The sequence below is a fragment of the Mucilaginibacter ginsenosidivorax genome (assembly GCF_007971525.1).
GTDB classification, from domain to species: domain Bacteria; phylum Bacteroidota; class Bacteroidia; order Sphingobacteriales; family Sphingobacteriaceae; genus Mucilaginibacter; species Mucilaginibacter ginsenosidivorax.
On the sequence record NZ_CP042437.1, the window covers coordinates 3,130,030 to 3,150,987 of the forward strand.

General features: G+C 44.1%; 20 protein-coding genes. 9 read left to right on the forward strand and 11 right to left on the reverse strand.

The features are described from left to right. Window positions 1–13: 13 nt before the first annotated feature. Window positions 14–1,240, reverse strand: coding sequence for a M16 family metallopeptidase (locus FSB76_RS13040; RefSeq protein WP_192910166.1), 1,227 nt, complete (start codon window positions 1,238–1,240; stop codon window positions 14–16). 155 nt (window positions 1,241–1,395) lie between these two features. Here FSB76_RS13040 and hpt point away from each other — a divergent pair, with 155 nt between their 5' ends. Beyond that, a complete protein-coding gene (gene hpt / locus FSB76_RS13045; RefSeq protein WP_147053992.1) occupies window positions 1,396–1,932 on the forward strand; it encodes a hypoxanthine phosphoribosyltransferase in 537 nt (178 codons plus the stop codon). Between the two features lie 67 nt (window positions 1,933–1,999). Continuing rightward, window positions 2,000–2,518: a hypothetical protein gene (locus FSB76_RS13050; protein WP_147053993.1), complete on the forward strand. Its 519-nt coding sequence runs from the start codon at window positions 2,000–2,002 to the stop codon at window positions 2,516–2,518. Between the two features lie 12 nt (window positions 2,519–2,530). Here the strand turns inward: FSB76_RS13050 and mfd are convergent, their stop codons facing one another. Then, window positions 2,531–5,884 (reverse strand): transcription-repair coupling factor, encoded by a 3,354-nt coding sequence (mfd, locus tag FSB76_RS13055; protein WP_147053994.1) that lies wholly within the window; start codon window positions 5,882–5,884, stop codon window positions 2,531–2,533. A gap of 160 nt (window positions 5,885–6,044) precedes the next feature. On the opposite strand from mfd, the gene FSB76_RS13060 reads away from it, so the two are divergent. The 3 genes from FSB76_RS13060 (at window position 6,045) to FSB76_RS13070 (ending at window position 7,574) form a co-directional block, all read left to right on the forward strand. Further along, window positions 6,045–6,452, forward strand: coding sequence for a DUF4199 domain-containing protein (locus tag FSB76_RS13060; protein WP_147053995.1), 408 nt, complete (start codon window positions 6,045–6,047; stop codon window positions 6,450–6,452). Continuing rightward, complete coding sequence (locus FSB76_RS13065) at window positions 6,445–6,735, forward strand: DUF2752 domain-containing protein (RefSeq protein WP_225976500.1); 291 nt, start codon at window positions 6,445–6,447, stop codon at window positions 6,733–6,735. Before FSB76_RS13060 ends, FSB76_RS13065 begins: the two co-directional genes overlap by 8 nt. Window positions 6,736–7,211: 476 nt before the next feature. Beyond that, on the forward strand, window positions 7,212–7,574 hold the full coding sequence (locus tag FSB76_RS13070; RefSeq protein ID WP_225976501.1) for a TM2 domain-containing protein: 363 nt from the start codon (window positions 7,212–7,214) through the stop codon (window positions 7,572–7,574). A 165-nt stretch (window positions 7,575–7,739) separates the two neighbouring features. Here FSB76_RS13070 and FSB76_RS13075 read toward each other — a convergent pair whose 3' ends face one another. After that, window positions 7,740–9,110, reverse strand: a complete 1,371-nt coding sequence (locus FSB76_RS13075; RefSeq protein WP_147053996.1) for a DNA recombination protein RmuC — start codon at window positions 9,108–9,110, stop codon at window positions 7,740–7,742. Window positions 9,111–9,448: 338 nt separating this feature from the next. Between FSB76_RS13075 and FSB76_RS13080 the strand changes: the two genes are divergently transcribed. Together FSB76_RS13080 and FSB76_RS13085 are read left to right on the forward strand one after the other, a co-directional pair. Next, window positions 9,449–10,222: a UDP-2,3-diacylglucosamine diphosphatase gene (locus FSB76_RS13080; RefSeq protein WP_147053997.1), complete on the forward strand. Its 774-nt coding sequence runs from the start codon at window positions 9,449–9,451 to the stop codon at window positions 10,220–10,222. Between the two features lie 47 nt (window positions 10,223–10,269). After that, window positions 10,270–10,656, forward strand: coding sequence for a hypothetical protein (locus FSB76_RS13085; protein ID WP_147053998.1), 387 nt, complete (start codon window positions 10,270–10,272; stop codon window positions 10,654–10,656). Between the two features lie 212 nt (window positions 10,657–10,868). On the opposite strand, the gene FSB76_RS13090 is transcribed toward FSB76_RS13085, so the two are convergent. From FSB76_RS13090 to FSB76_RS13100, 3 genes are read right to left on the reverse strand one after another with little or no spacing between them, the layout of a single operon-like run. After that, complete coding sequence (locus tag FSB76_RS13090; protein ID WP_147053999.1) at window positions 10,869–11,351, reverse strand: gliding motility lipoprotein GldH; 483 nt, start codon at window positions 11,349–11,351, stop codon at window positions 10,869–10,871. Between the two features lies 1 nt (window position 11,352). Further along, entirely contained in the window at window positions 11,353–12,903 is a 1,551-nt protein-coding gene (ricT, locus tag FSB76_RS13095; RefSeq protein WP_147054000.1) for a PSP1 domain-containing protein, read from the reverse strand. Between the two features lie 2 nt (window positions 12,904–12,905). Further along, on the reverse strand, window positions 12,906–14,051 hold the full coding sequence (locus FSB76_RS13100) for a DNA polymerase III subunit (protein WP_147054001.1): 1,146 nt from the start codon (window positions 14,049–14,051) through the stop codon (window positions 12,906–12,908). Window positions 14,052–14,412: 361 nt separating this feature from the next. On the opposite strand from FSB76_RS13100, the gene ruvX reads away from it, so the two are divergent. Next, window positions 14,413–14,823, forward strand: a complete 411-nt coding sequence (ruvX, locus tag FSB76_RS13105; RefSeq protein ID WP_147054002.1) for a Holliday junction resolvase RuvX — start codon at window positions 14,413–14,415, stop codon at window positions 14,821–14,823. A gap of 157 nt (window positions 14,824–14,980) precedes the next feature. Here ruvX and FSB76_RS13110 read toward each other — a convergent pair whose 3' ends face one another. The 5 genes from FSB76_RS13110 to FSB76_RS13130 all read right to left on the reverse strand — a co-directional run bounded on the left by FSB76_RS13110 (window position 14,981) and on the right by FSB76_RS13130 (window position 19,556). Then, the gene (locus tag FSB76_RS13110) at window positions 14,981–15,868 is read right to left on the reverse strand and encodes a PfkB family carbohydrate kinase (RefSeq protein ID WP_147054003.1); all 888 of its coding nucleotides are present in this window, start codon (window positions 15,866–15,868) and stop codon (window positions 14,981–14,983) included. A 189-nt stretch (window positions 15,869–16,057) separates the two neighbouring features. Further along, window positions 16,058–17,164, reverse strand: a complete 1,107-nt coding sequence (locus tag FSB76_RS13115; RefSeq protein ID WP_225976502.1) for a PAS domain-containing sensor histidine kinase — start codon at window positions 17,162–17,164, stop codon at window positions 16,058–16,060. A 387-nt stretch (window positions 17,165–17,551) separates the two neighbouring features. Continuing rightward, entirely contained in the window at window positions 17,552–18,055 is a 504-nt protein-coding gene (locus FSB76_RS13120; protein WP_147054004.1) for an anti-sigma factor family protein, read from the reverse strand. After that, entirely contained in the window at window positions 18,052–18,633 is a 582-nt protein-coding gene (locus FSB76_RS13125) for an RNA polymerase sigma factor (protein WP_147054005.1), read from the reverse strand. The genes FSB76_RS13120 and FSB76_RS13125 overlap by 4 nt, the downstream gene beginning before the upstream one ends. A gap of 194 nt (window positions 18,634–18,827) precedes the next feature. Beyond that, complete coding sequence (locus FSB76_RS13130) at window positions 18,828–19,556, reverse strand: zinc metallopeptidase (protein WP_147054006.1); 729 nt, start codon at window positions 19,554–19,556, stop codon at window positions 18,828–18,830. A gap of 196 nt (window positions 19,557–19,752) precedes the next feature. Between FSB76_RS13130 and FSB76_RS13135 the strand changes: the two genes are divergently transcribed. Further along, entirely contained in the window at window positions 19,753–20,886 is a 1,134-nt protein-coding gene (locus FSB76_RS13135) for an NAD(P)/FAD-dependent oxidoreductase (RefSeq protein ID WP_147054007.1), read from the forward strand. The last annotated feature ends 72 nt before the right edge of the window (window positions 20,887–20,958 follow it).

The following is a 20,958-nucleotide window of genomic DNA, read 5'->3' on the forward strand; positions in this document are numbered from 1 at the left end:
AAATACAGGTTTATTATTTAGGCTCAAACTTCAATGTAATAAGCCTGTCATTATCAAATATTTCGTTGCCTATTTCCAGCAATTGTTCGGCGGTAACGGCATTTATTTTATCAAAAATATCTTCCAGCGTATCAATATGGTTAAAATCAAGCAGGCTTTTGGCCATTGATATAATCAGGCTCATCCGGTTCTCTTCGGCAAGGGCTATTTGCCCAATAAACTTTTGCTTGGCCTGGTGCAGCTGCAGGGTGCCCAGTTTTTGATCGCGCAATTTTTTAAGCTCCTTGTGTACCAGGCGTGATGCCTTCTCGGCCTTTTCGCTATCGGTACCGAAATAAACTGAGAAAATGCCGGTATCGCTAAACGGGGTGTAGTTTGATTCGATGGTATAAGCGATGCCGTATTTTTCGCGGATCTCGAGGTTTAAACGGCTACTCATGCCCATGCCGCCCAACAGGTTATTAAGCAGTAATAACCCGTATTTGTGCTGATGTGATGAAGGGTAAGCCTGCCCGCCAATTATGCAATGCGTTTGCGATATAGGCTTTTTAACAACTACAATACCGCTGTTATTGGCCTTTGGCGCTATCCGGTTCTTTTTGGGGTGATGGGCCTGTATTCCGCCGAAGTATTTTTCGCACAGCTTAACAACTTTCTTAAAATCGTAATTACCATGTACGGCAAATATCATTTCGGAGGTGCTGTAGTTAGCTTTGATAAAGGCGCGCATGTCGTCGCTGTTCATACGGCCAACAGTTTCTGGCGTACCCAAAATGTTTTTACCGAACGGATCATCCTTAAACAGCAATTCCTCAAAATCATCCTGGATAGCTTCTTCGGGCTGGTCAAGGTACGAGGCTATCTCATCCAATATTACGCCACGTTCCTTTTCCTGTTCATCTTCGGGAAACGTGGAGTGAAACAGGATATCCTCAAACAAATCAATAGCACGTTCCAGGTGCTGGTTAAGCAACGAAGCGTGTATGCACGTATACTCTTTGGTAGTATAAGCGTTTAAATCAGCGCCAACAAGCTCCAGCCGGTTCAGGATCTGGTTGGTATTGCGTCTTTCTGTTTCTTTAAATAACAGGTGCTCAATAAAATGGGCAAGCCCCTCCTGCTGGTTGGCTTCATCGCGCGAGCCTGCGTTTACAATAAAGCAGCAATGCGTTATGGCAAATGGCGATTGCTTGTATAAAATACGGATGCCATTTGGTAAGGTGTGGGCCTGGTAGTCGATCATATAAGAGTGCAAAGATAACGTTATATATGTTACAATTATTTTACGTGTAATTTGCAAGCGATTTTACTATTTTAGTAGATTGATACCATACCGGCGAAAGCACCTATAGTGATGCGATTATAGCCGGTAGTACCCCTTGTAAAAACGCACCAATGAAAATTAAAATTGCAGACCTTGAGTTTGAGCCCCTTATTAATGCCGAAACGATTGAAGAACGTGTAAAAGCTATTGGCCTACAGTTAAATGAAGATTTTAAACAGAGTGTTCCGGTATTTGTGGGAGTACTTAACGGAAGCTTCTTATTTATAGCCGACCTGATAAAGCAAATCTCTATCCCCTGCGAAATCTCGTTTACAAAGCTGGCTTCCTATTACGGCGGCACAACCAGTAAACTAAAAATCCGGGATGATATTGATTTGATTGTGGATATTAAAGGTCGCGACGTGTTAATTATTGAAGATATTGTTGATACCGGTAACACAGTGCACTACCTCATAGACAAACTAAAACAACGCGGCCCGGCCTCTATTAAAGTATGTTCGTTGTTACTAAAACCGACCGCCCTTCAAAAGAAAATTGACGAACTAAAATATGTTGGTTTTGAAATTGAAAATGAGTTTGTGGTAGGCTATGGACTGGATTATAAGGAAATGGGCCGGAACCTTGATGCCATTTATAAGAAGGTATAACTTCCTTTTGGAGTAGAGGGATCGATTTCGGATTGATTTATGTTGCAAGATATAATAAACAATGCCCATGAAAAGAGCATTAACAATTGCCGGTGGAATTATTATCCTCGCGGCAATTTTTCTTTCGGAAAAAGGGTATAATATTGTTGTTCCCGTTTCTCAAAACGGCGATATCCTTCCCGTTCTTAAGCAGAAGAGCGGCGATACTATAAATGTTTTTTCACAATTCGATTTTACAAAGGACGATTGGGTTGCTTATATTGTAATACCGTCGTCAGACTTTGTCGATCTTAACTCCCAAATTCCTCATCGCACCTGCCTGAAAACAACCGACAGGAATCTTATGCAAAAAATGAAGCGCGAGTGGCGGTTTAAAATAACACAAGGAGATGTTGCAACTGTTGAAAGCGTTTTTTACCTGTTAAAGAACGGAAAGACCGTGTTTCGATCGGGTATAGTTTTAGATGCCCATAACCAGGTATTACAAAACTCGGTATATGGCGAGATGATGCCTGTTGATAAGAATGCGATGATAAATACCTGCCGGGAATTTAGAAATGTATATTGGCCGGTTGTTGTTTTTTAATGTAGAGATCGCTTACGCTCCAACCAGCCCCGCCATCTCATTCAAAAACACCAGTGCCTGGTCAATATTCTGCACGTTTTCGACGCTCAGCCGCAAGGTATTTTTAACTTCTTTTAAATTAGTGCGCCTTGGGTTGGCCTGCACAAAAGCAAGCACATTGTGGAATGCTTCGGTTTCAAAGTACGATGATTGCTGGTTGGTAATGAAATAACCACGCAGCACATTCTTTTTCAACGAGATTTTTTCAAAACCAATGGCCTTGCCCATCCATTGCAGGCGCATAGTATTCAACAGGTCATGCACCTGCGGCGGTATTGGCCCAAAACGGTCATGCAGTTGCTGTTGAAAAGCCGATAGTTCAACCTCCCGCTCCAGTTTAGATAGCTCGGTGTATAGGTTATAACGTTCGGATAGGTTGGTTACATATTCATCCGGGATCAATATCTCCTGATCGGTATCTATCTGGGTAAAGGAAATATAAGGCCTTGGTTTATCATCGGGGAATACGCCTTTAAACTCGTCGTCTTTAAGCTCCTGGATGGCTTCGTCCAAAATTTTATGGTACATCTCGAAGCCTATTTCGGCAATAAAGCCACTTTGCTCGGCACCTAACAAGTTTCCGCTACCGCGGATGTCAAGGTCGCGCATGGCTACGTTAAAGCCGCTGCCCAGGTCGCTAAACTCCTCAATGGCGCTAAGGCGCTTGCGGGCTTCGTTGGTGAGCGTTGATAACGGCGGGCTCAGCAGGTAGCAGTAAGCTTTTTTGTTGCTCCTGCCCACGCGGCCGCGCATCTGGTGCAAATCGCTCAGGCCAAACATGTGGGCGTAATTTATAATAATTGTGTTCGCGTTCGGGATATCCAGGCCGGCCTCAATAATTGTTGTGGCCACCAGTACATCGTACTCGTGGTTTACAAATTTCAGCATTACATCTTCAAGCGCATCACCTTCCAACTGGCCATGGGCGATGCCTATGCGGGCTTTAGGTACCAGTTTGTGAATCATGCCACCTAATTGCGGCAAATCGGCTACACGATTGTGGATAAAGAAAACCTGGCCGTCGCGCTCAATTTCAAACTCAACAGCTTCTTTTATCAGTTTATCGTTAAATACATGCAGTTCGGTAACCACTGGCTGCCTGTTTGGCGGTGGTGTGGATATGATAGATAGATCGCGCGCGCCCATCAGCGAAAAATGCAGGGTACGGGGTATCGGCGTAGCGGTCAATGTAAGCGTATCTACATTGGCGCGCATTTGCTTTAGCTTCTCTTTGGTACTTACGCCAAATTTTTGCTCCTCGTCAATGATCATCAGCCCCAGGTCTTTAAACTTCACATCCTTGCTTACCAGGCGGTGGGTACCTATAATGATATCTACTTTGCCTTCCTTCAGCTTCTCTAACGTATCCTTTATCTGTTTGCTGGTTTTAAAGCGATTTATGTAATCTATATTGGCCGGGAAGCCTTTCAGTCTATCGGTAAATGTTTTGTAGTGCTGCGCCGCTAAAATGGTGGTTGGCACCAATATGGCCACCTGTTTACTATCGGCAACGGCTTTAAACGCGGCGCGAACGGCCACTTCGGTTTTGCCGAAGCCCACATCGCCACAGATAAGTCTGTCCATAGGATGCGGCGATTCCATATCCTTTTTAAAGTCGGCAGTGGCCTTTTCCTGGTCGGGAGTATCCTCGTACAAAAACGAGGCCTCCAGCTCGGTTTGCAGGTAGCTATCGGGCGAAAAGGCATTCCCATGCTGGGCTTTACGCAGGGCATAAAGCTTAATCAGGTCGCGGGCTATGTCTTTAACTTTTTTTTTTGTTGTTTTTTTCAGGCGTTCCCAGGTGTCGGTGCCCAACTTGTTCATGCGTGGAACGGTGCCTTCTTTGCCGCTATATTTAGATATGCGGTTAAGCGAGTTAATGTTTACATAAAGCAAGTCGTTATCCGCATAAATCAGGCGGATCATTTCCTGCTGTTTGCCGTTTACCTCTACTTTTTCCAGGCCTGCATATTTGCCTATACCGTGGTCAATATGGGTAACGTAATCACCTGGTTTCAGGTCGCGCAGTTCTTTTAGGGTAATGGCTTGCGAGCGCTGATAACCTTTTTTAAGCTTGTATTTATAATAACGATCAAAAATCTGGTGATCTGTATAGCAGGCCAGTTTTTGCTCGTGGTCAACAAAACCTTCGCGGATTGATATACTTATTGGCGTAAATTTTACCGTTTTATCCAAATCATCCAATATAGCGTACAAACGCTCCACCTGGCGCGATGAATCGGTAAGGATAAAGTTTTCTATCTTTTCCGCCTCGTTATTTTTGAAGTTATGGATCAGCAGCGTAAAATCCTTATTGAAAGATGGCTGCGGGCGCATGTCAAAGTTGATTGACGCGCTTGGCTGATAAAAAAATTGTTTGCCAAACTCCACCACGGGGAAATCAAACAGCTGGTCGGCAATCAGTTTCTCGTCGGTAAAGCCAAATTTAGGATCAATCCAGTCCGGGTTTTGGTTTTTTTCGTCTGCAGACAATGCTTTCCATAAATTGGTGGCCTTTTTAAAGCCACTTTGGATGATATCCAACGTAAACTGTACATCTTTAATCCAAACCTGGGTACCCGGCTCTACATATTCCAACAACGAAATATTGCTCTCTGTTAAAAATTTAGATTGTACATTGGGCACAATGGTAATGGTTTTTACCTGCTCGACGGACAACTGGCTCTCGATCTCGAATGTGCGGATAGATTCAATAAAATCACCGAAAAACTCCACCCGGTAAGGCAGGTTGTGCGAGAACGAAAAGATATCTACAATGCCGCCGCGAACAGAAAACTGCCCCGGCTCGTACACAAACTCAACGCGCTCAAAATCGTACTCAATTAAAAACTCGTTGATGAACTCGATGCTGAGTTTATTGCTTACTGCAATTTCAAGCGTGTTTTTTTCAAGGGACGCCCGGTCAATTACCTTTTCGGCCAGGGCCTCGGGGTAGGTAACTATCAGTTGGCCAAATTCCGAAGCGTGGTTAAGTTCGTTCAATACTTCGGCGCGCGCTAATACATTGCTGCTGTCGGGCTGTGTAAATTCAAATGGCTTGCGGTATGATGAGGGAAAAAGCAGTACTTCTTTCCCCGTAAGGTTTTCCAGGTCTGCCTGGAAATAGCCGGCTTCTTCTCGCTCGGGCAATACAAACACCATGTGCTTGTGCTGCAAAAAATATAATGCTACCGCCATGGCCGCATCACTCGATCCGACTAAACCACGCAGCTGTACCCTTGGATTTTTTGAAGCATTAAGCGCAAGGGCTAATGCTTTAATCCGGTCATCAGCTTTATACCTATCTAATATATCACGGATGTTCAAACTGCTGCAAATGTACGCAAAAAAGCCTTTTTAAATAAACAGGTATAAATACTATAAAACAATGCAAACAATATGATGGCTTATTTACTTTTTAATGATAAATTAGGGTATTATTTCCCCCCGGAGCTGAACCTAATTTTTAAACCAAAATGTTATTATTATGAAGAATGCGATTATTTGGGGCGTTATTATTGGCGTATTGAGCGGAATCTGGATGTTTGTGATGCACAGTTCGGGCATTGTGCCCACCAGCGACAAAGTAGCCACGCTTGAATACTTTTCGTTTATTATACCGGCCATAGGATTGCTTATTGGCATTTACAGTTATAGGCAAAACGAATGCAAGGGGCAGATGGGTTTTTTAGAGGCCCTGATACAAAGCTTTAAAATTTTAATTGCCGGCGGAATTGTAACCGTTTTTGCAAGTATATTATATTTTAGTTATGTATCGTCTGCAAATACGTTGCGCGATTTTTCGGGCCGCATCTTCGGTGCCTTGTTAGTTGGCGTTTTATTGGCGTTTGCAGTATCTTTACTGTTTACCAATAAATCCAATAAGGTTGATTAAACGGCTATTTCGCAACTATTTTGAACTCACTTTCTGGATCACCGCGATGTTGTGCCTGGCGTTTACGTCGCCGCAGGCCACATCGCATTTTACGTTGTGCCCTTTAAAACTGATGGGGATAACCTGGTGCCCCGGCTGCGGTTTGGGGCACGCTATCATTTACCTGTTTCACGGGCAAATCTCCAATTCATTTCATGCGCATTGGCTGGGTGTACCGGCCGTACTGGTTATTTTTCACCGGATATATATTTTGACCCGGCAGCGCTTTGACTTATTCCCGTGACGGAATATTTTGTGTCTATTACAGGCCTCTGCAAAATAGTATACTAATGCGTACAATTAATATACTTTTGGTATACTTATTATCACTATTTACACACCTTTCATGCACTTTTGCATGCTTTTTTAAACATACAATTTCCTTATTACCAATAACTTAAATGGTGTTTTTGCAAAAACAACGTCTTTGCGTTTTATAGAAAACCGACTGGTTGCTATTTGCCCGGCACGGTAAACAAGGCTGTACACAAAAGTACAAAAAACTGAAAGCATATCCTACAATACAGGCGTTTTTATTACCACCAGCCGGCTTTTTAAAACCCTCTTTTTTGGAGAGGATTTAGGTTAGGTACTTTTCACCGCTAAAACTCATGGTTTCACCGACTTGTTAGCCCTGCTAACCTATATCCTGTAGGTGTTTTTGGGGTGCCGGTGTACCTTTATGTCATCAAAACAAACACAAAATTAAACATTACTAAAATGAGCACTTACCCAAATTCATATATGATGTTCGACGGAATGACTCCCGAAGAATTTTCTTTTGTACAACAGGCCACCGCCGCTTTGACCGAAAATCAACAACGTTATTTTATGGGTGTTTACGCCAGCAAACGCCGCAATCCCCAGGATATTTTACTGGCCACGCTTGCGGGTTTCCTGGGCGTATCAGGTATTCAACGTTTTTTGACCGACCAGATTGGAATGGGCATTGTATACTTTTTTACCGCAGGCTTTTGCTTTATCGGTACCATCGTCGACTTGATTAATTATAAGGGCATTGCCAACGAGTACAATCAAAAAATGGCCTTCGAAAGCTTCAATATTGCTAAAATGACCAACTAAGTTTCCCGGTTACGGGCAAAGTTTCAACATATATACATCAAAAAAATCCACCTTCTGTTACGGGGTGGATTTTTTAGCTTAATGGTTTTAGCACCCGGCAAAAAACCGAAACTCGTGTAAATTATGCGATTTATCGGCTTTGCACTTTATGCTTAATTGTTTTAGCTACTCTTCTCCCAAATGCTTGTTGTCAATTTGTTTATCGGCTTTTGCGCCCAGTTTTTTGATTTTTTCGGCTGTGGTGGTCAGGTTTCCGCGGCCGTCTGATAGTTTATTTACCGCGCTGTTATAGGCATTTTGAGTATAGGTAATATTTTTGCCAATGTTATCCATATCGCCTAAAAAGCCCACAAATTTATCGTACATATCGCCGCTTAGGCGGGCTATCTCCAGTACGTTCCGGTTTTGGCGCTCCTGTTTCCACATGCTGGCAATGGTGCGCAGGGTAGCCAGCAGGGTAGATGGGCTTACTATTACCACCTTTTTATCCCAGGCGTAGTTAAACAGCTCGCCATCCAGTTGTACAGCTATGCTGAACGACGATTCTATCGGCACAAAAAGCAGTACGAAATCGGGCGAGTTTATTTTATACAGATCGTGATATTTTTTGGCCGATAAACCACCAATATGGTTTTTAATCGACTCGACATGCGCTTTGGCAAAAAGCTTACGGTCTTCTTCAGTTTCGGCGCTTATCAGCCTTTCGTAAGCTATCAGCGAAACCTTTGAGTCGATAACCAGGTGTTTTTCATCCGGCAGGTCGATAATCACATCGGGCTGATAGCGGGTGCCGTCGTTGGCCTGCATGGCAGCCTGTATCCGGTACTCCTGGTCTTTCACCAGGCCCGACCGTTCCAACACCCGTTCCAGGATCACCTCGCCCCAGTTGCCTTGCTTTTTGTTATCCCCTTTAAGCGCCCGGGTCAAATTTTGTGCCTCGTCGCTTATCTGTTTGTTCAGGTCCATCAGTTGGGTTATTACGCCTTTCAGGGTGTTGCGCTCGGCAGCTTCCATATTGTAAACTTTCTCTACCTTATCTTCAAAAGCTTTCAGGTTTTCTTTAAGCGGATTCAAAATCTGATCAAGATTGTTGCGGTTTACATCAATAAACTCTTTTGATTTTTCTTTCAGCAGTTTTTCGGCCACGTTCTCAAACTCGCGCTGAAACTGCGTGCGTATCTGTTCTATCTCCACCTTTTGCTCCTGCATTTTTTCCTGCTGCGATGTATAGTAGGCGCGTGCATTCTCCAACGATTTATTGGCAGCAGCCAACTGGGTGCGTTCATATAGCAACTCATCCAGCAGCCGGTTTTTCTCGTCTTTTAAAAATTGGGTAATGTTTTCTTTTTCGCCCGCCAGGCCGCTGGCTTTTTCTTCGGCTTTGGCCAAAGCAATTTTAAGCTGATCACTCTCTGAGCGCAGCTTGTTTAAATCGTTTGCCGAGATCAACTCAATGGCTTTGGGCTTTTTAATAAACAGCAAAACGGCTATCAGCAGTATAACAACCGAGGCAATAATAAGTATCTCTGCATTCATTTTGATAAAAATATTAGCAAATTTAGGTTAATATTTTTAGTAATCATAAAGGCGTTAGCTTAATCGCATGGCGGAGACGACTCACCCCGACGAGGCTACGCCCGTCACCCCTCTCTCCGACTGCGTCGCATAGAGGGGCAAGAAAGAGTAAAAAAATGAGGTTCACCCTCTTTGCGGCGCAGCCGGAGAGAGGGCGGCCAGCGCAGCGTAGCCGGGGTGAGTGGTGACCGGCGTTCAAACCGATGGTTTCCGTTTCAGTATTCCGACATCAGGAAGCCTACACCCTCGCCAAATCCCCCATTTTTTCCTTTCGCTCAATAACTGTATTTTTGCCGCCTATGCCATCCCGTAACAAACTTTATTTTGCTTCTGATTTTCATTTGGGCGCCGGGGCGCTCGGCAGTAGCCGCGCCCGTGAAGACAGGATAATACGATGGCTGGATACCATTAAAGCCGATGCTGCCGAACTTTTTTTAATGGGCGATGTATTTGACTTTTGGTTTGAATACAAAACCGTTGTCCCTAAAGGATATATCCGTTTTTTGGGCAAACTGGCCGAACTTACCGATGCCGGTGTAAAGCTTTACCTGTTTAAAGGCAACCATGATATGTGGATGTTTGATTATTTTGAAAAGGAACTTGGCGCCACCATCATCAGCAATGAATTGAAAATTGAGCGCGGCGGCAAAAAATTCTTCCTGCATCATGGCGATGGCCTGGGGCCCGGCGATAACTTTTATAAGCTGCTCAAAAACTTTTTTCGCAGCCGGTTTTGCCAGTGGCTGTTTGCCCGTTTGCATCCTAACTTTGGTGTTGGCATAGCCAATTACTGGTCGACCAACAGCCGCATTGCCAATTCAAAAAAAGAAGATCACAAACCCGGCGAACAGGAGTGGCTGGTTACGTTTTGCCGCGAAGAACTGCAATCAAATTTTTATGATTACCTGGTGTTTGGCCATCGCCACCTGCCTTTAGATATACAAATGACACCCGGGAGCCGTTATATTAACCTTGGCGAATGGGTTAATTTTTTTAGCTACGCAGTATTTGACGGGGAGGAGCTGAAGCTGGAGTATTTTGAAAAACTTGATATGATGAGTGCTGATCGGTAGTATATTAGTCAGCAATGTTCACCTAATTTTAAACCCGCAAACAACTTATGAAGCAATTAAAACTAATAGCGATTTCCATCCTCTGCATTTTGACTGCATCATGCTCAAAGAAGAATAATACGGTTACGCCGGCCCTGCATACTGTTAAAATTACCATTAGCGGCAGCGCCGACTTTAATTTAACGGTAACAACCTCTACAACCGCCGGCGCAGCAGAAAAATTAGTGGCAAATTCGTTAGCTGTAGCCAAGGGAACAACCTATACTTATTCCGAACAATTACAATCAACGGGCTTCCTTTCATTTAGCCTGCTGTCTGATGTTTCCAATACCATCTCCTACACCATTTACAATGATGATAAAGTAGTACTACAGGATACAAACGGGCAGGCCTATACGCATACGATATTTGGCGTGGGCTATATAGTTCCGTAGTCAATTGTAAGTAAGAGAAGGATCTGGTCAATCGCCTTTAAAAGTTGATCCTGAAGAGGTAGCTCCTATGGAGCAAAAAGTGTATTATCTTGAAAAGGTTAACCGTTGGTAGCTGAAAAGGATAAATACGATTGCCTGAGGTGAGTTACCGAACACCGATACTTTCCTTCATGTCTTCATTGTTCGATTAATTACGGAAGCCTGGCTGGCAATTACCTCACCTTCTCCACCCGTATCCCCACATCACTCACTTCGTGCAGGGGGTTGTCGCGCATGTTTTGCTCAATCTCAAAATGGTAGATGCCTTTAGCAGGGAATTTAAAACCGCTTTGAAAAGGCACCTGGTAGCTATATAAATTGCCCGATCCTTTGCCCAGCCACTGGCCATCCTTACTGGCCAGTTTCAATTCGTAACGGGTGGTTTTAATGTAGCCGTTGGGGCTTTTTTGATGGATAAGTACAAACAGGTTGGAGTATTTGTAGGCATCGGTTACCCGCAGGTTAAAGTACAGGTTGTAGGCCGCCTTTTCGTCATCTATCTTACAATCAAACTTAGCCCGGTTTACGTACGACCAGTTATGATCGGCAATTTGTGTGTTGGTATCTACAATTGCGGCGGGATCGGTACAGCTACCCAACAGCATGGTGATTAGCACACATGTTGCCGGGTAAAGTATTTTGATAAACCGTTTCATTTTATTGTGGCGTATTATCCTGTGGCGGGTTATTGTTGTTCCGGTTTTGATTATTGGGGCGGTTTGGCCTGTGGCGCCTGTTGTTGCCGCTGCCTTCGGGTCTGCTGCCGCCTTCCAGCGGCGGGCGGTTGCCTTGCTGCTGTGGCTTTGGGCCCTGCTGCGGGCCGTGTTGCTGTTGCGGCCTTGGGCCTTGTTGCGGGCCATGCTGCTGCTGGGGTTTTTGCCCCTGCTGCTGTGGTGTACGGTTGCCCTGGTTTTGAGGCGGCTTGTTGCCCTGCTGCTGCGGCCTGTTGCCCTTTGGCGGGCGGTTACCTTCGGGGGCACCGGCCGGGCGCTCGGCTACCGGGGCTGCGCCTTGAGGACGGGGCTGGTTTGCAGGCCTGCCATCGGCACCGCCAGTTTTTTGCTGCTGGTTGCGGTTTTTATTGTTGTTGTTTTTCTTTTGATTTTTGGCGCGGTTACGGTCGTCTAAACGGGTAAGGCTATCCTGCCCAACTACGTTTTCGTAGTCAAGGGCTTTTATTACCTCGGTTTCTTCCATCTCCAGCTCGCCCAGGTCGGCAGGTATAATACCTTCACGGTTTTGCTGCTGAATTTCTTTAACTTTGGCTATGGGCATGGGTATCCACGCTTCTTCGCGCGGGTAACTAAACCACATGATCTTTTTAAATATGTCGGTTTTTTGCAAACGGGCATCGCCTTTTTCGGTTTTAAGCACGTTTACATTATCAGGGATGTGCTTTAGCGCATCCATGTAGGTATCCAGCTCGTAATTTAAACAGCACTTAAGCTTACCACACTGGCCTGCCAGCTTCAGGGTATTTAACGACAGGTTTTGGTAACGTGCTGCCGATGTAGATACTGTTTTAAAATCGGTTAACCAGGTTGAGCAGCAAAGCTCGCGGCCGCAGGAGCCAATACCGCCTAAACGGCTTGCTTCCTGGCGCATACCTATCTGGCGCATCTCGATACGGATGCGGAAGGTTTCGGCCATTTTTTTGATCAGCTCCCTGAAATCAACACGGCCTTCGGCAGTGTAATAAAAAGTAGCTTTGGTTTTATCGCCCTGGTAATCCACGTCGCTCAGCTTCATGTTCAGGTTTAAATCAAGGGCCAGCTTGCGCGATTTGTGCATGGTTTCCCACTCCAGGTCCTTGGCCATTTTCCATTTATCCACATCGGCAACGGTAGCACGGCGATAGATTTTTTTAACTACATCGGCCTCCTTTACATGGCGCTTGGTCATTTGCATGCGCACCAGTTCGCCGGTGATAGATACGTGGCCAATATCATAGCCACCGGTGGTAGCTTCCACGGCAACCAAATCACCTGCTTCCAGGTAAATATTATCGTTATTGAGGTAAAATTCCTTGCGCGAGCCTTTAAATTTTACTTCGATAACAGGAAAAGGCTTATAATTTGTTGGCATATCCATGTGGGACAGCCAATCGTAAACATCTAATTTGCTGCAACCGTTGGTAAGGCATGAGCCATTACTTTTGCAGCCCGCAGGTGAGCATCCGCCCCCTGTTGAGCAACTTCCACATCCCATAATTAACTTGGTATATATTGACTCCCCGAGGGGATGGTTTTTAAATTTAATATTTTTATAATCTGTAAAGATACATCTAAAAATAAAATTTTAGGGTTTGCATTTCTCTCTACATGATAGTGTGCTTTTTCAAGCTCGGTACTTATATATTGAGCCTTGTTAATATCAAGGACGTTGGTCATTTTTTGGGCGGTTTCCAACTCTTTTGCGGGCAGGTGCACCAGGTTGCCGGCACCGGCCATCAGCAGGCAGCACTCGCGGATAAAGCTGATACCATAGCGTAAAAAATTCTTCTGGTTTTCGCGCCCCATTTTGGCAAAGCTATCTACAAAAGTTAAAACCTCCAGCCCTTTGTTGCTGAAACACAGGCGCAGCCATTGTACAAAAAGTTCATGATAGCTCTTGGTATCCTGCTGCAGCATGGTAAGCGCCTCGGTTAAGTTACCATTGGTTAGGTAAGCAATTTCGCCGGCGGCATCTTCGGTTTGGTGGTGCTGGTCTATCAGGTATTCTTTTACTTCTGCCGAATGCAGGCAAGGTATTTTAATGAGCTGGGTGCGGCTCAGGATGGTATTCAGTATCTGGTCCTGGTTTTGGGCCACCAATATAAACAGCGTATTGGGCTGCGGCTCTTCGATAATTTTAAGCAGCGCGTTACCCTCTTTGTCCAAATATTCGGGCAGCCAAAGAATCAGGATCTTATAGGCCGACTCGAACGGCTTAAAGCTGAGTTTTTTAATAATCTGATGACACTCGGCTATATTAATATTAGCCTGTTTGTTTTCGGCATCAAGGTAGCCGCGCCAGGCATCCAGGTTTAAATATGGGTTGGCGCCAAAAGCCTCGCGCCACTGCTCAATAAACGTAAGGGCGGTATCGTCCTTATGTTTGGCGAAAAAGGGGTACGAAAAATGAAGATCGGGGTGCATCAGTTTGTTGTACTTGCGGCATGACGAGCATACGCCGCAGGAATCATCGGGCTGCTTATCTTCGCAACTCAGGTACTGGGCGTAGGCCACGGCAAGCGCCAGGCTGCCCGAACCCTCGGGGCCTAAAAACAATTGCGCATGACTTACCCGGTTCTCTGCCACCGAGTTAAGCAACCTTTGCTTTGTTGCCGCTTGTCCAACTATTTCCTTAAACTGCATTTGGTGCAAAATAGTAAATAGATTTGAGATGTGAGATATGAGATTTGAGACAGGAGCCGCGCTTCTGGCTAATTTGCACCGTGCTTTTTGTAAGAAAAAACCATTTTACCCAAAAGCAAAAAATCTAAGATCATTTACGCAATGAAATCTCACGTCTCATATCTCACATCTAAAATCTAAAATCTAAAGATAGATATGAGATTTGAGACAGAGCCGCGCTTCTGGCCGATCTCCACTACATCTTTTTGTTAAGAAAAACTCATTTTACCCAAAAGTAAAAAATCTAACATCTCATATGTCTCATCTCCTATCTTTACGAAATGAAATCTCATATCTCACATCTCATATCTCATATCTAAAAATGAGAATCATGGCTTTCGATTACGGTACCAAACGCATTGGTATAGCGGTTACTGATCCTTTGCAGATTATAGCCACTGGGCTGGATACCGTGCACCCGATGTACATTGTTGATTACCTGAAAACTTATTTAAAAACCGAGCAGGTGGAGCGCTTTATTGTTGGCGAGCCCAAGCAGATGGATAATACACCATCGCAATCGGCCATACATGTTAAAGGTTTTGTGGGGCTGCTTAAAAAAACTTTTCCTGAGGTCCCTATCGAAATGCTGGATGAGCGGTTTACCTCCAAAATGGCATCGGCCACCATTGCCCAAAGCGGCATGAATAAAAAAGGACGCCAAAATAAAGAGCTGGTAGATACCATATCGGCCGTAATATTGTTACAAAGCTGGATGGCTAAAGCTTATTAGAAACTATCTGAAAATAAAAAAACTACGGTCATTGCGAGGTACGAAGCAATCCCCTACATGCTAAGTCCCACATAGTTAGGGATTGCTTCGTCCCTCGCAATGACGGTAGTTTAGAACATTCGTTTAACGATATTCGTTGCGCGGCCCAATTTATAGCTCAGTAGGCGTAAGTTTTTTCGCCACGGGCAATAAGGTTTAAAACATCATCCTCGGTGCCGGTAAACGGGCCGGATGATTCAATTTTAAAACTTGCCATTGCTGCGGCAAACTCACCGGCCTGCTGAAAAGATTCGCCTTTAATGCGCTGGTAAAGGTAGCCGGCCATATAGGTATCGCCGCAACCGGTTGCATCTACAACGGCAGATGGCTTGTAGGCCGGGATATTGTAAAAAACGCCACCTGTATAAATTACAGATCCCATGCTGCCCAGGGTAAGTACAACTTCTTTAACACCCCAGTCGGCCAAAATGCGGGCACCTTCGTGGATGTCTTTACTGCCGGTAAGCACTTCTGTTTCGTGTTCGTTGGCTTTCAGGATATCAATGTATTGCAAGGCTTCGCGCTTATCGGCCCAATCTATGGCCACAACGTTTTTATCTTCAACCTTGCGCAGGTAACCCTGCACGTCAAGCGATACTTTGCCGCGGCTATTTAATTCCTTAATCAGTTCAACCGGCATGTCATCGGCAAGCAATGGGCCTAAATGAAAAATTTGGGCGTCAATTTCCTGTAATTGCTCAACAGTAAAAGGATTGGCTTTTTGCAGCACACGCTGGGTGCGGTGGTCCTGGTTTTCGGAGTAAATATTTTCAAAATAAACAGAAAGGCCGCAGGCGCAGGCATTTACGTTAATGCCCTTGGCGCGTAGTTTTTCAACAACAACCATTTCGCTTTCGGCAAGTGTTGTTACCAGCGTGTAGCTAACATCCATATTGCGGATGGCATTTGAAAAGTAAAAAGAGGTGCCACCGGCCATGTGGGCAGTTACACGCGGCGTTACCACCTTATCTAACGTTATATGCCCAACGCAACAAATATCGTACATGCTGTTATTTTATTATTGTCAATTACCCCTCCAGTCAGGATCGAGCCGCAAAGGTATATAATATCAATGTTTAATTAATGTAAGGTTTTTATTACCCATGATATAAAGCCAGTAATTGCCCAATTGTTTGTATATTTTAGTTGATTTACTCTAAAAACACCGCTAATGGTGTTTGAAATGCAGCCTACATTAATCTTTAAACGATATGATAAAGGTGGCTCCTTCGTTAGGTTTGCTTTCGATGGCAATCTGTCCGCCCAGGCTGGTAATATGGTTATAAACCAAGTATAGCCCGATGCCTTTGCTATCATGGTGATGATGAAACGTTTGGTGAAATCCGAATATTTTATCCTTAACGCGGTCCATATCAAAACCTAAACCGTTATCGGCAAACAATATTTGTTTTAACCCCTTATGAACCCTGAAGCTGATATCTATAACCGGGGAAATTTCGGGACGGGCGTACTTTATTGAATTGGTGATGAGGTTTAAAAATACGCTTTCGAGGTACGATTTATTAAAATTAATAATACAATCGCCGGTAAAGCTAAGGTTGATGGTAACACCGGAATCTTGCACCAGGGAACTAACGGAATGCAGAACGGTGTTTAAGGTTTCGTTAATGTTGATGTTTTCCCGGTGAACGGTCAGGCTGTCTTTCTGGCTCAAAACATCTACATAGTTATTAAGTGTTTCTTTCAGGCTCTCTGAAGCCGACCTAAGCATGCCGATAAACTCAATGGTTTCAGGGTCCTGTATTTTTGAAACATCAATAAAATTAAAAACCGACAGCAGGTTACTTACCGGCGAACGCAGGTCATGCGATGTGGTGTAGGTAAGCTGTTTCAGGTCGTCGTTTATTTGTGTGAGGTGGGTTATCAGGTCGTTACGCTCAGCTTCCTGCTTTTTTTTGTGGGTAATGTTTTTGGCAATGGCAAAAACAAGCTGATCTTTATCAACGGGCATCGATGTCCAGGCAAGCCAAACTACCTCTCCGCTTTTAGTTATATAGCGGTTTTCAAAATTTAAAAGCGGTACATCGTGCCTGATGTTATCGCGTTTTCTTTCGGTTATAATCTGGTCGTCCGGGTGTACAAAAGAGTTTATCGGGCTCGAAAAAAGTTCTTCGTTGGTATATCCTAAAGTTTTTGAAACAGCGGCGTTAATTCTTTTAAAGTAGCCATCGTAGCCTGCAATGCAGAAAAGATCGGCCGATAACTCGAAAAAACGTTCGAAATTAAAATCTGCCCCGGTGTTTGTTTCAAAACGATTTATCATGTAGTATACAATTGGCATAGCTATCAAGGGGAGTGAGCTATTATTGTGTTTTGGTTATACGGTAAGGCGGATGAAATAGTTTACCTGCGAAAATTAAGAATTTGCGTTGGTTTTTGGGGTTGATGTTTTCACGATGACGGATTCCATGTAAAAAATAAAAGCCGCCCAGACCTTGCGTCGGGCGACTTTCAACCTAAACCTTATCACAATTAAACCGGTAAGGATTACCAGTTCATATATACCTACACAATTACTATACCAAAAATTAAAACTTCGTAAATTTTTTTAGCAAGTTGCCATTATATGCCTATATGAGTTAAAAATGGCGGTTAAAAAATAAATATCAATTAAAAAAAAGCCGGTGTTAGTTAATTGTAAACTTTTGCGTACTACATGGTAAACACTTTAGGCCTGTTTTGTCGTTTTTTTTCTACGCAAATAACTGTCTGATAAAAATAAGGCCAATACCACATCAAACATGATAAACCATTTAAATACCGGGCTGGTAAAAATATTGGCAACATTTGGCAGTTTTACAGCAGCCGGCAATTTAACTTTTACATCAAATGCCGACAGTTGCGAATGAGTGTTTGCAAAAGCGAACACCAGCAACGCAAGTATGGTAAAAATAAAGAAAACAGCTATGCCTATAATAATACGTTTATCAATAGCCGCTTTAAGCGGCTGGCGCGCGTTTTCGGTGCGGATGGTTTCCATCACGTTATAGGTAAATGCCATTGATGGTTCGTCGAGCTCCATGGCTGCAAATTCCTGGTTTAGCTGCAGCAGTTCCTGGTATTTTTTGCTGTAGGCCTCATCCTGCTCAATAAGCCTGGCAATGGCAGCCTGCTCTGCAGGCGTGCAGTTGCCGTCAATATAGTTCCAGAGTTCTTCTTCTATGGTATTCATATCAGTTCTTTAACCTCATGTTTTAAATTACGCTCCAGCTTATCTTTCAAACGCTGGCGCGCCCTGAATAGTTTTACCTTAACCGTATTGGCTTCCATCCCCAAAGTTTGGGCAATTTCTTCCAGTGATTGCTCGCCTTTATAAAACAAGGTTATAATGGTGGCATCATCGGGCAGTAACTGCGCTATGGCCTGGTTAACATAAAACGATCGCGATTTATTTTCAACGTTGTAGGCATCATAAGCCGACTCGTTGTTTTCAACCTGTATAAAGGTAGCTTCGTCATCTATCGAATCGGTTGCTACTCTTTTTTTTCGTAAAAATGTCATGGCTGTATTATACACAATAGTGTACAGCCATGTACTGAATTTTGATTGCCCGCCGTATGTTGCCAGCGCGCGGTACGCCTTTATAAAACAGTCCTGTGCAATCTCTTCGGCATCCTCGCGGTTTTTTGAAAAACGCAAAGCAAGTGTAAACACAAACCGCTGGTGCCGCTTCACCAGGTCGGCATACGCCGATTGGTTGCCCGCCAGTGTTTGTTCAATAAGATCGATATCTGAAAGCTTGCTTTGCATGTGTTACAACCTCTCTGACAACAGGGCTTTTACTTAGGTTACACCGAAATGTAAATAAAGCCCCCTAACCCCCTGAAGGGGGAACTTTAATGTATAAAGATAGCCAATGTTTATATGTAAAAGAAAACCCGGCAAAAAACCAGGTTTAACTATGCAATTCAAAAAACTCCCCCTTCAGGGGGCTGGGGGGCTACTCAATTCCGCCTGTTAAATAAAAATGATGCGTAATAAAGCAAAGTTGCCAATGAGCTAAGGGCGGCTACCACGTAGGTCATGGCGGCCCACCAAAGGGCGTCTTTGGCTTGTTCGTGCTCTTCGGTTGTTTGCATAATGCTATAGTTGTTATTGAGCCAAACCAATGCGCGATGGCTGGCATCAAACTCAACCGGTAGCGTTATAAAACTAAAAAATGTAACCAATGCCAGCGCTGCTACGCCAACAGCCAACACAAAAGGATTATGCGAAAAGATGAGCAACATTACACCAATAAGCAATGTCCACTGCGTTAGTGTTGATGCTATATTAATAACAGGAACCATGGCCGACCGGAAGCTGAGCCATGCATAAGCCTGTGCATGTTGTACAGCGTGGCCGCACTCATGAGCGGCAACTGCCGCCGCGGCAACACTGCGGCTATAAAAAACATCCTGGCTCAGGTTAACGGTCTTGGTTTCGGGGTTATAGTGATCGCTAAGCTGGCCATCTACGCATATTACCTGTACATCAAATATGCCATGGGCGCGCAGCATTTTAACCGCTACCTCCTGGCCCGACAGGCCTGATAGCAAACCAACTTCTGAGTAGTGTTTAAATTTACTCTTAAAACGCCATTGTACTATAAAGCTAACAATGGCAACCAGGATCATCAGGAACCAGGCAGAGTTATATCCAATATAGGCTGTTATAAATGATAAGTGATTCATTTGTTAAGTCAAAATTAAAAATTCAAAAATGATTGGCATGCAGCAAGCCGCTTAAGCTTAATGTATATACGTACATTCACATGCATTTATAACTTATCACATTCAAAAACCATTCCGTACCAAATACGCATGTTAAAAAGTAATGCCCACAGAGATAGGTTTTGATTTTTGAATTTTTAATTTTGACTTAAAAAAAATGTTTTCCTACTGGGAGCAAACTTCTTTTATTGATAACGCCGATGTAATTATCATTGGCAGCGGCCTGGTGGGCCTAAGTGCCGCCCTGCATTTAAAAAAACAACAGCCATTGCTTAAAGTACTGGTACTTGAGCGGGGCTTTTTACCAAGCGGTGCCAGTACTAAAAACGCTGGTTTTGCCTGTTTTGGTACAATTAGCGAGCAAATTGAGGTAATAAACCGATCATCAGAAGCCGAGGCCATGCATTTGGTTGATTATAAGTGGCGCGGCCTGCAGCGCCTGCGGCAAAACCTTGGGGATAAGAATATTGATTACCATCAACATGGCGGGCACGAATTGTTTATGAATGATGAAGCCCAGGCCGCAGGCATCGCGTTGGACCAGGTTGATCATCTTAATAAATTATTACAGCCCATTATCGGGACCACTGACATTTATGCAGTTGCGAATGAAAAAATTGCAGATTTTGGCTTCAATAATGTAACCAGCATAATTTACAACCGCTTTGAGGGACAGATTGACACCGGTAAAATGATGCGGGCTTTATTGTATAAAGTGTATGAGCTGGGAGTGTTGGTTTTAAATAACGTACAGGTATCGGCAATTGAGCACGAGGCTGCTTGCGTTAGGCTGCAAACTACACAGGGTACTTTTAAGGCAGGCAAAGTAATACTGGCAACAAATGCATTTGCAAGCCAGTTGTACCCGGAATTGGATGTGGTGCCCGGCAGGGGACAGGTACTGGTTACAAAACCTGTTGATGGTTTAAAACTGAAGGGCACCTATCATTTTAACGAAGGGTACTATTATTTCAGGAACATTGATAACCGTGTGCTATTTGGCGGCGGCCGCAACCTGAATTACAAGGCCGAAGAAACCTGGGAGTTTGGGCATACAGATGAGGTTAAGGAAAAACTCTTAACCTATTTAGACCAGGTTATCCTCCCCGATCAAAAAACAGAGATTGATTACTGGTGGAGCGGCATCATGGGCTTCGGCGAACAACTAAGCCCGATAGTGAAAGCGGTACAGCCCCATGTTTTCTGCGCGGTACGCTGTAACGGCATGGGTGTAGCTATGGGAAGTTTGGTAGGCGAGGAAGTGGCAGAAATGGTATTATGCGATATTTAACAATAGTAAATGCCAATCCAATTACGTTGTAAACGACACACCAATGACCAATAACGCGTCAGCAAATGACCG

Coding starts and splice junctions, on each gene's coding strand:
- FSB76_RS13110 (WP_147054003.1), bottom strand. CDS start 15,868: ATGTACGATATTTGTTGCGTTGGGCATATAACGTTAGATAAGGTGGTA.
- hpt (WP_147053992.1), top strand. CDS start 1,396: ATGAAAATTAAAATTGCAGACCTTGAGTTTGAGCCCCTTATTAATGCC.
- FSB76_RS13090 (WP_147053999.1), bottom strand. CDS start 11,351: ATGAAACGGTTTATCAAAATACTTTACCCGGCAACATGTGTGCTAATC.
- FSB76_RS13085 (WP_147053998.1), top strand. CDS start 10,270: ATGAAGCAATTAAAACTAATAGCGATTTCCATCCTCTGCATTTTGACT.
- FSB76_RS13125 (WP_147054005.1), bottom strand. CDS start 18,633: ATGCAAAGCAAGCTTTCAGATATCGATCTTATTGAACAAACACTGGCG.
- FSB76_RS13135 (WP_147054007.1), top strand. CDS start 19,753: ATGTTTTCCTACTGGGAGCAAACTTCTTTTATTGATAACGCCGATGTA.
- FSB76_RS13050 (WP_147053993.1), top strand. CDS start 2,000: ATGAAAAGAGCATTAACAATTGCCGGTGGAATTATTATCCTCGCGGCA.
- FSB76_RS13070 (WP_225976501.1), top strand. CDS start 7,212: ATGAGCACTTACCCAAATTCATATATGATGTTCGACGGAATGACTCCC.
- FSB76_RS13060 (WP_147053995.1), top strand. CDS start 6,045: ATGAAGAATGCGATTATTTGGGGCGTTATTATTGGCGTATTGAGCGGA.
- FSB76_RS13130 (WP_147054006.1), bottom strand. CDS start 19,556: ATGAATCACTTATCATTTATAACAGCCTATATTGGATATAACTCTGCC.
- ricT (WP_147054000.1), bottom strand. CDS start 12,903: ATGGGATGTGGAAGTTGCTCAACAGGGGGCGGATGCTCACCTGCGGGC.
- FSB76_RS13075 (WP_147053996.1), bottom strand. CDS start 9,110: ATGAATGCAGAGATACTTATTATTGCCTCGGTTGTTATACTGCTGATA.
- FSB76_RS13115 (WP_225976502.1), bottom strand. CDS start 17,164: ATGCCAATTGTATACTACATGATAAATCGTTTTGAAACAAACACCGGG.
- FSB76_RS13100 (WP_147054001.1), bottom strand. CDS start 14,051: ATGCAGTTTAAGGAAATAGTTGGACAAGCGGCAACAAAGCAAAGGTTG.
- FSB76_RS13080 (WP_147053997.1), top strand. CDS start 9,449: ATGCCATCCCGTAACAAACTTTATTTTGCTTCTGATTTTCATTTGGGC.
- ruvX (WP_147054002.1), top strand. CDS start 14,413: ATGAGAATCATGGCTTTCGATTACGGTACCAAACGCATTGGTATAGCG.
- FSB76_RS13120 (WP_147054004.1), bottom strand. CDS start 18,055: ATGAATACCATAGAAGAAGAACTCTGGAACTATATTGACGGCAACTGC.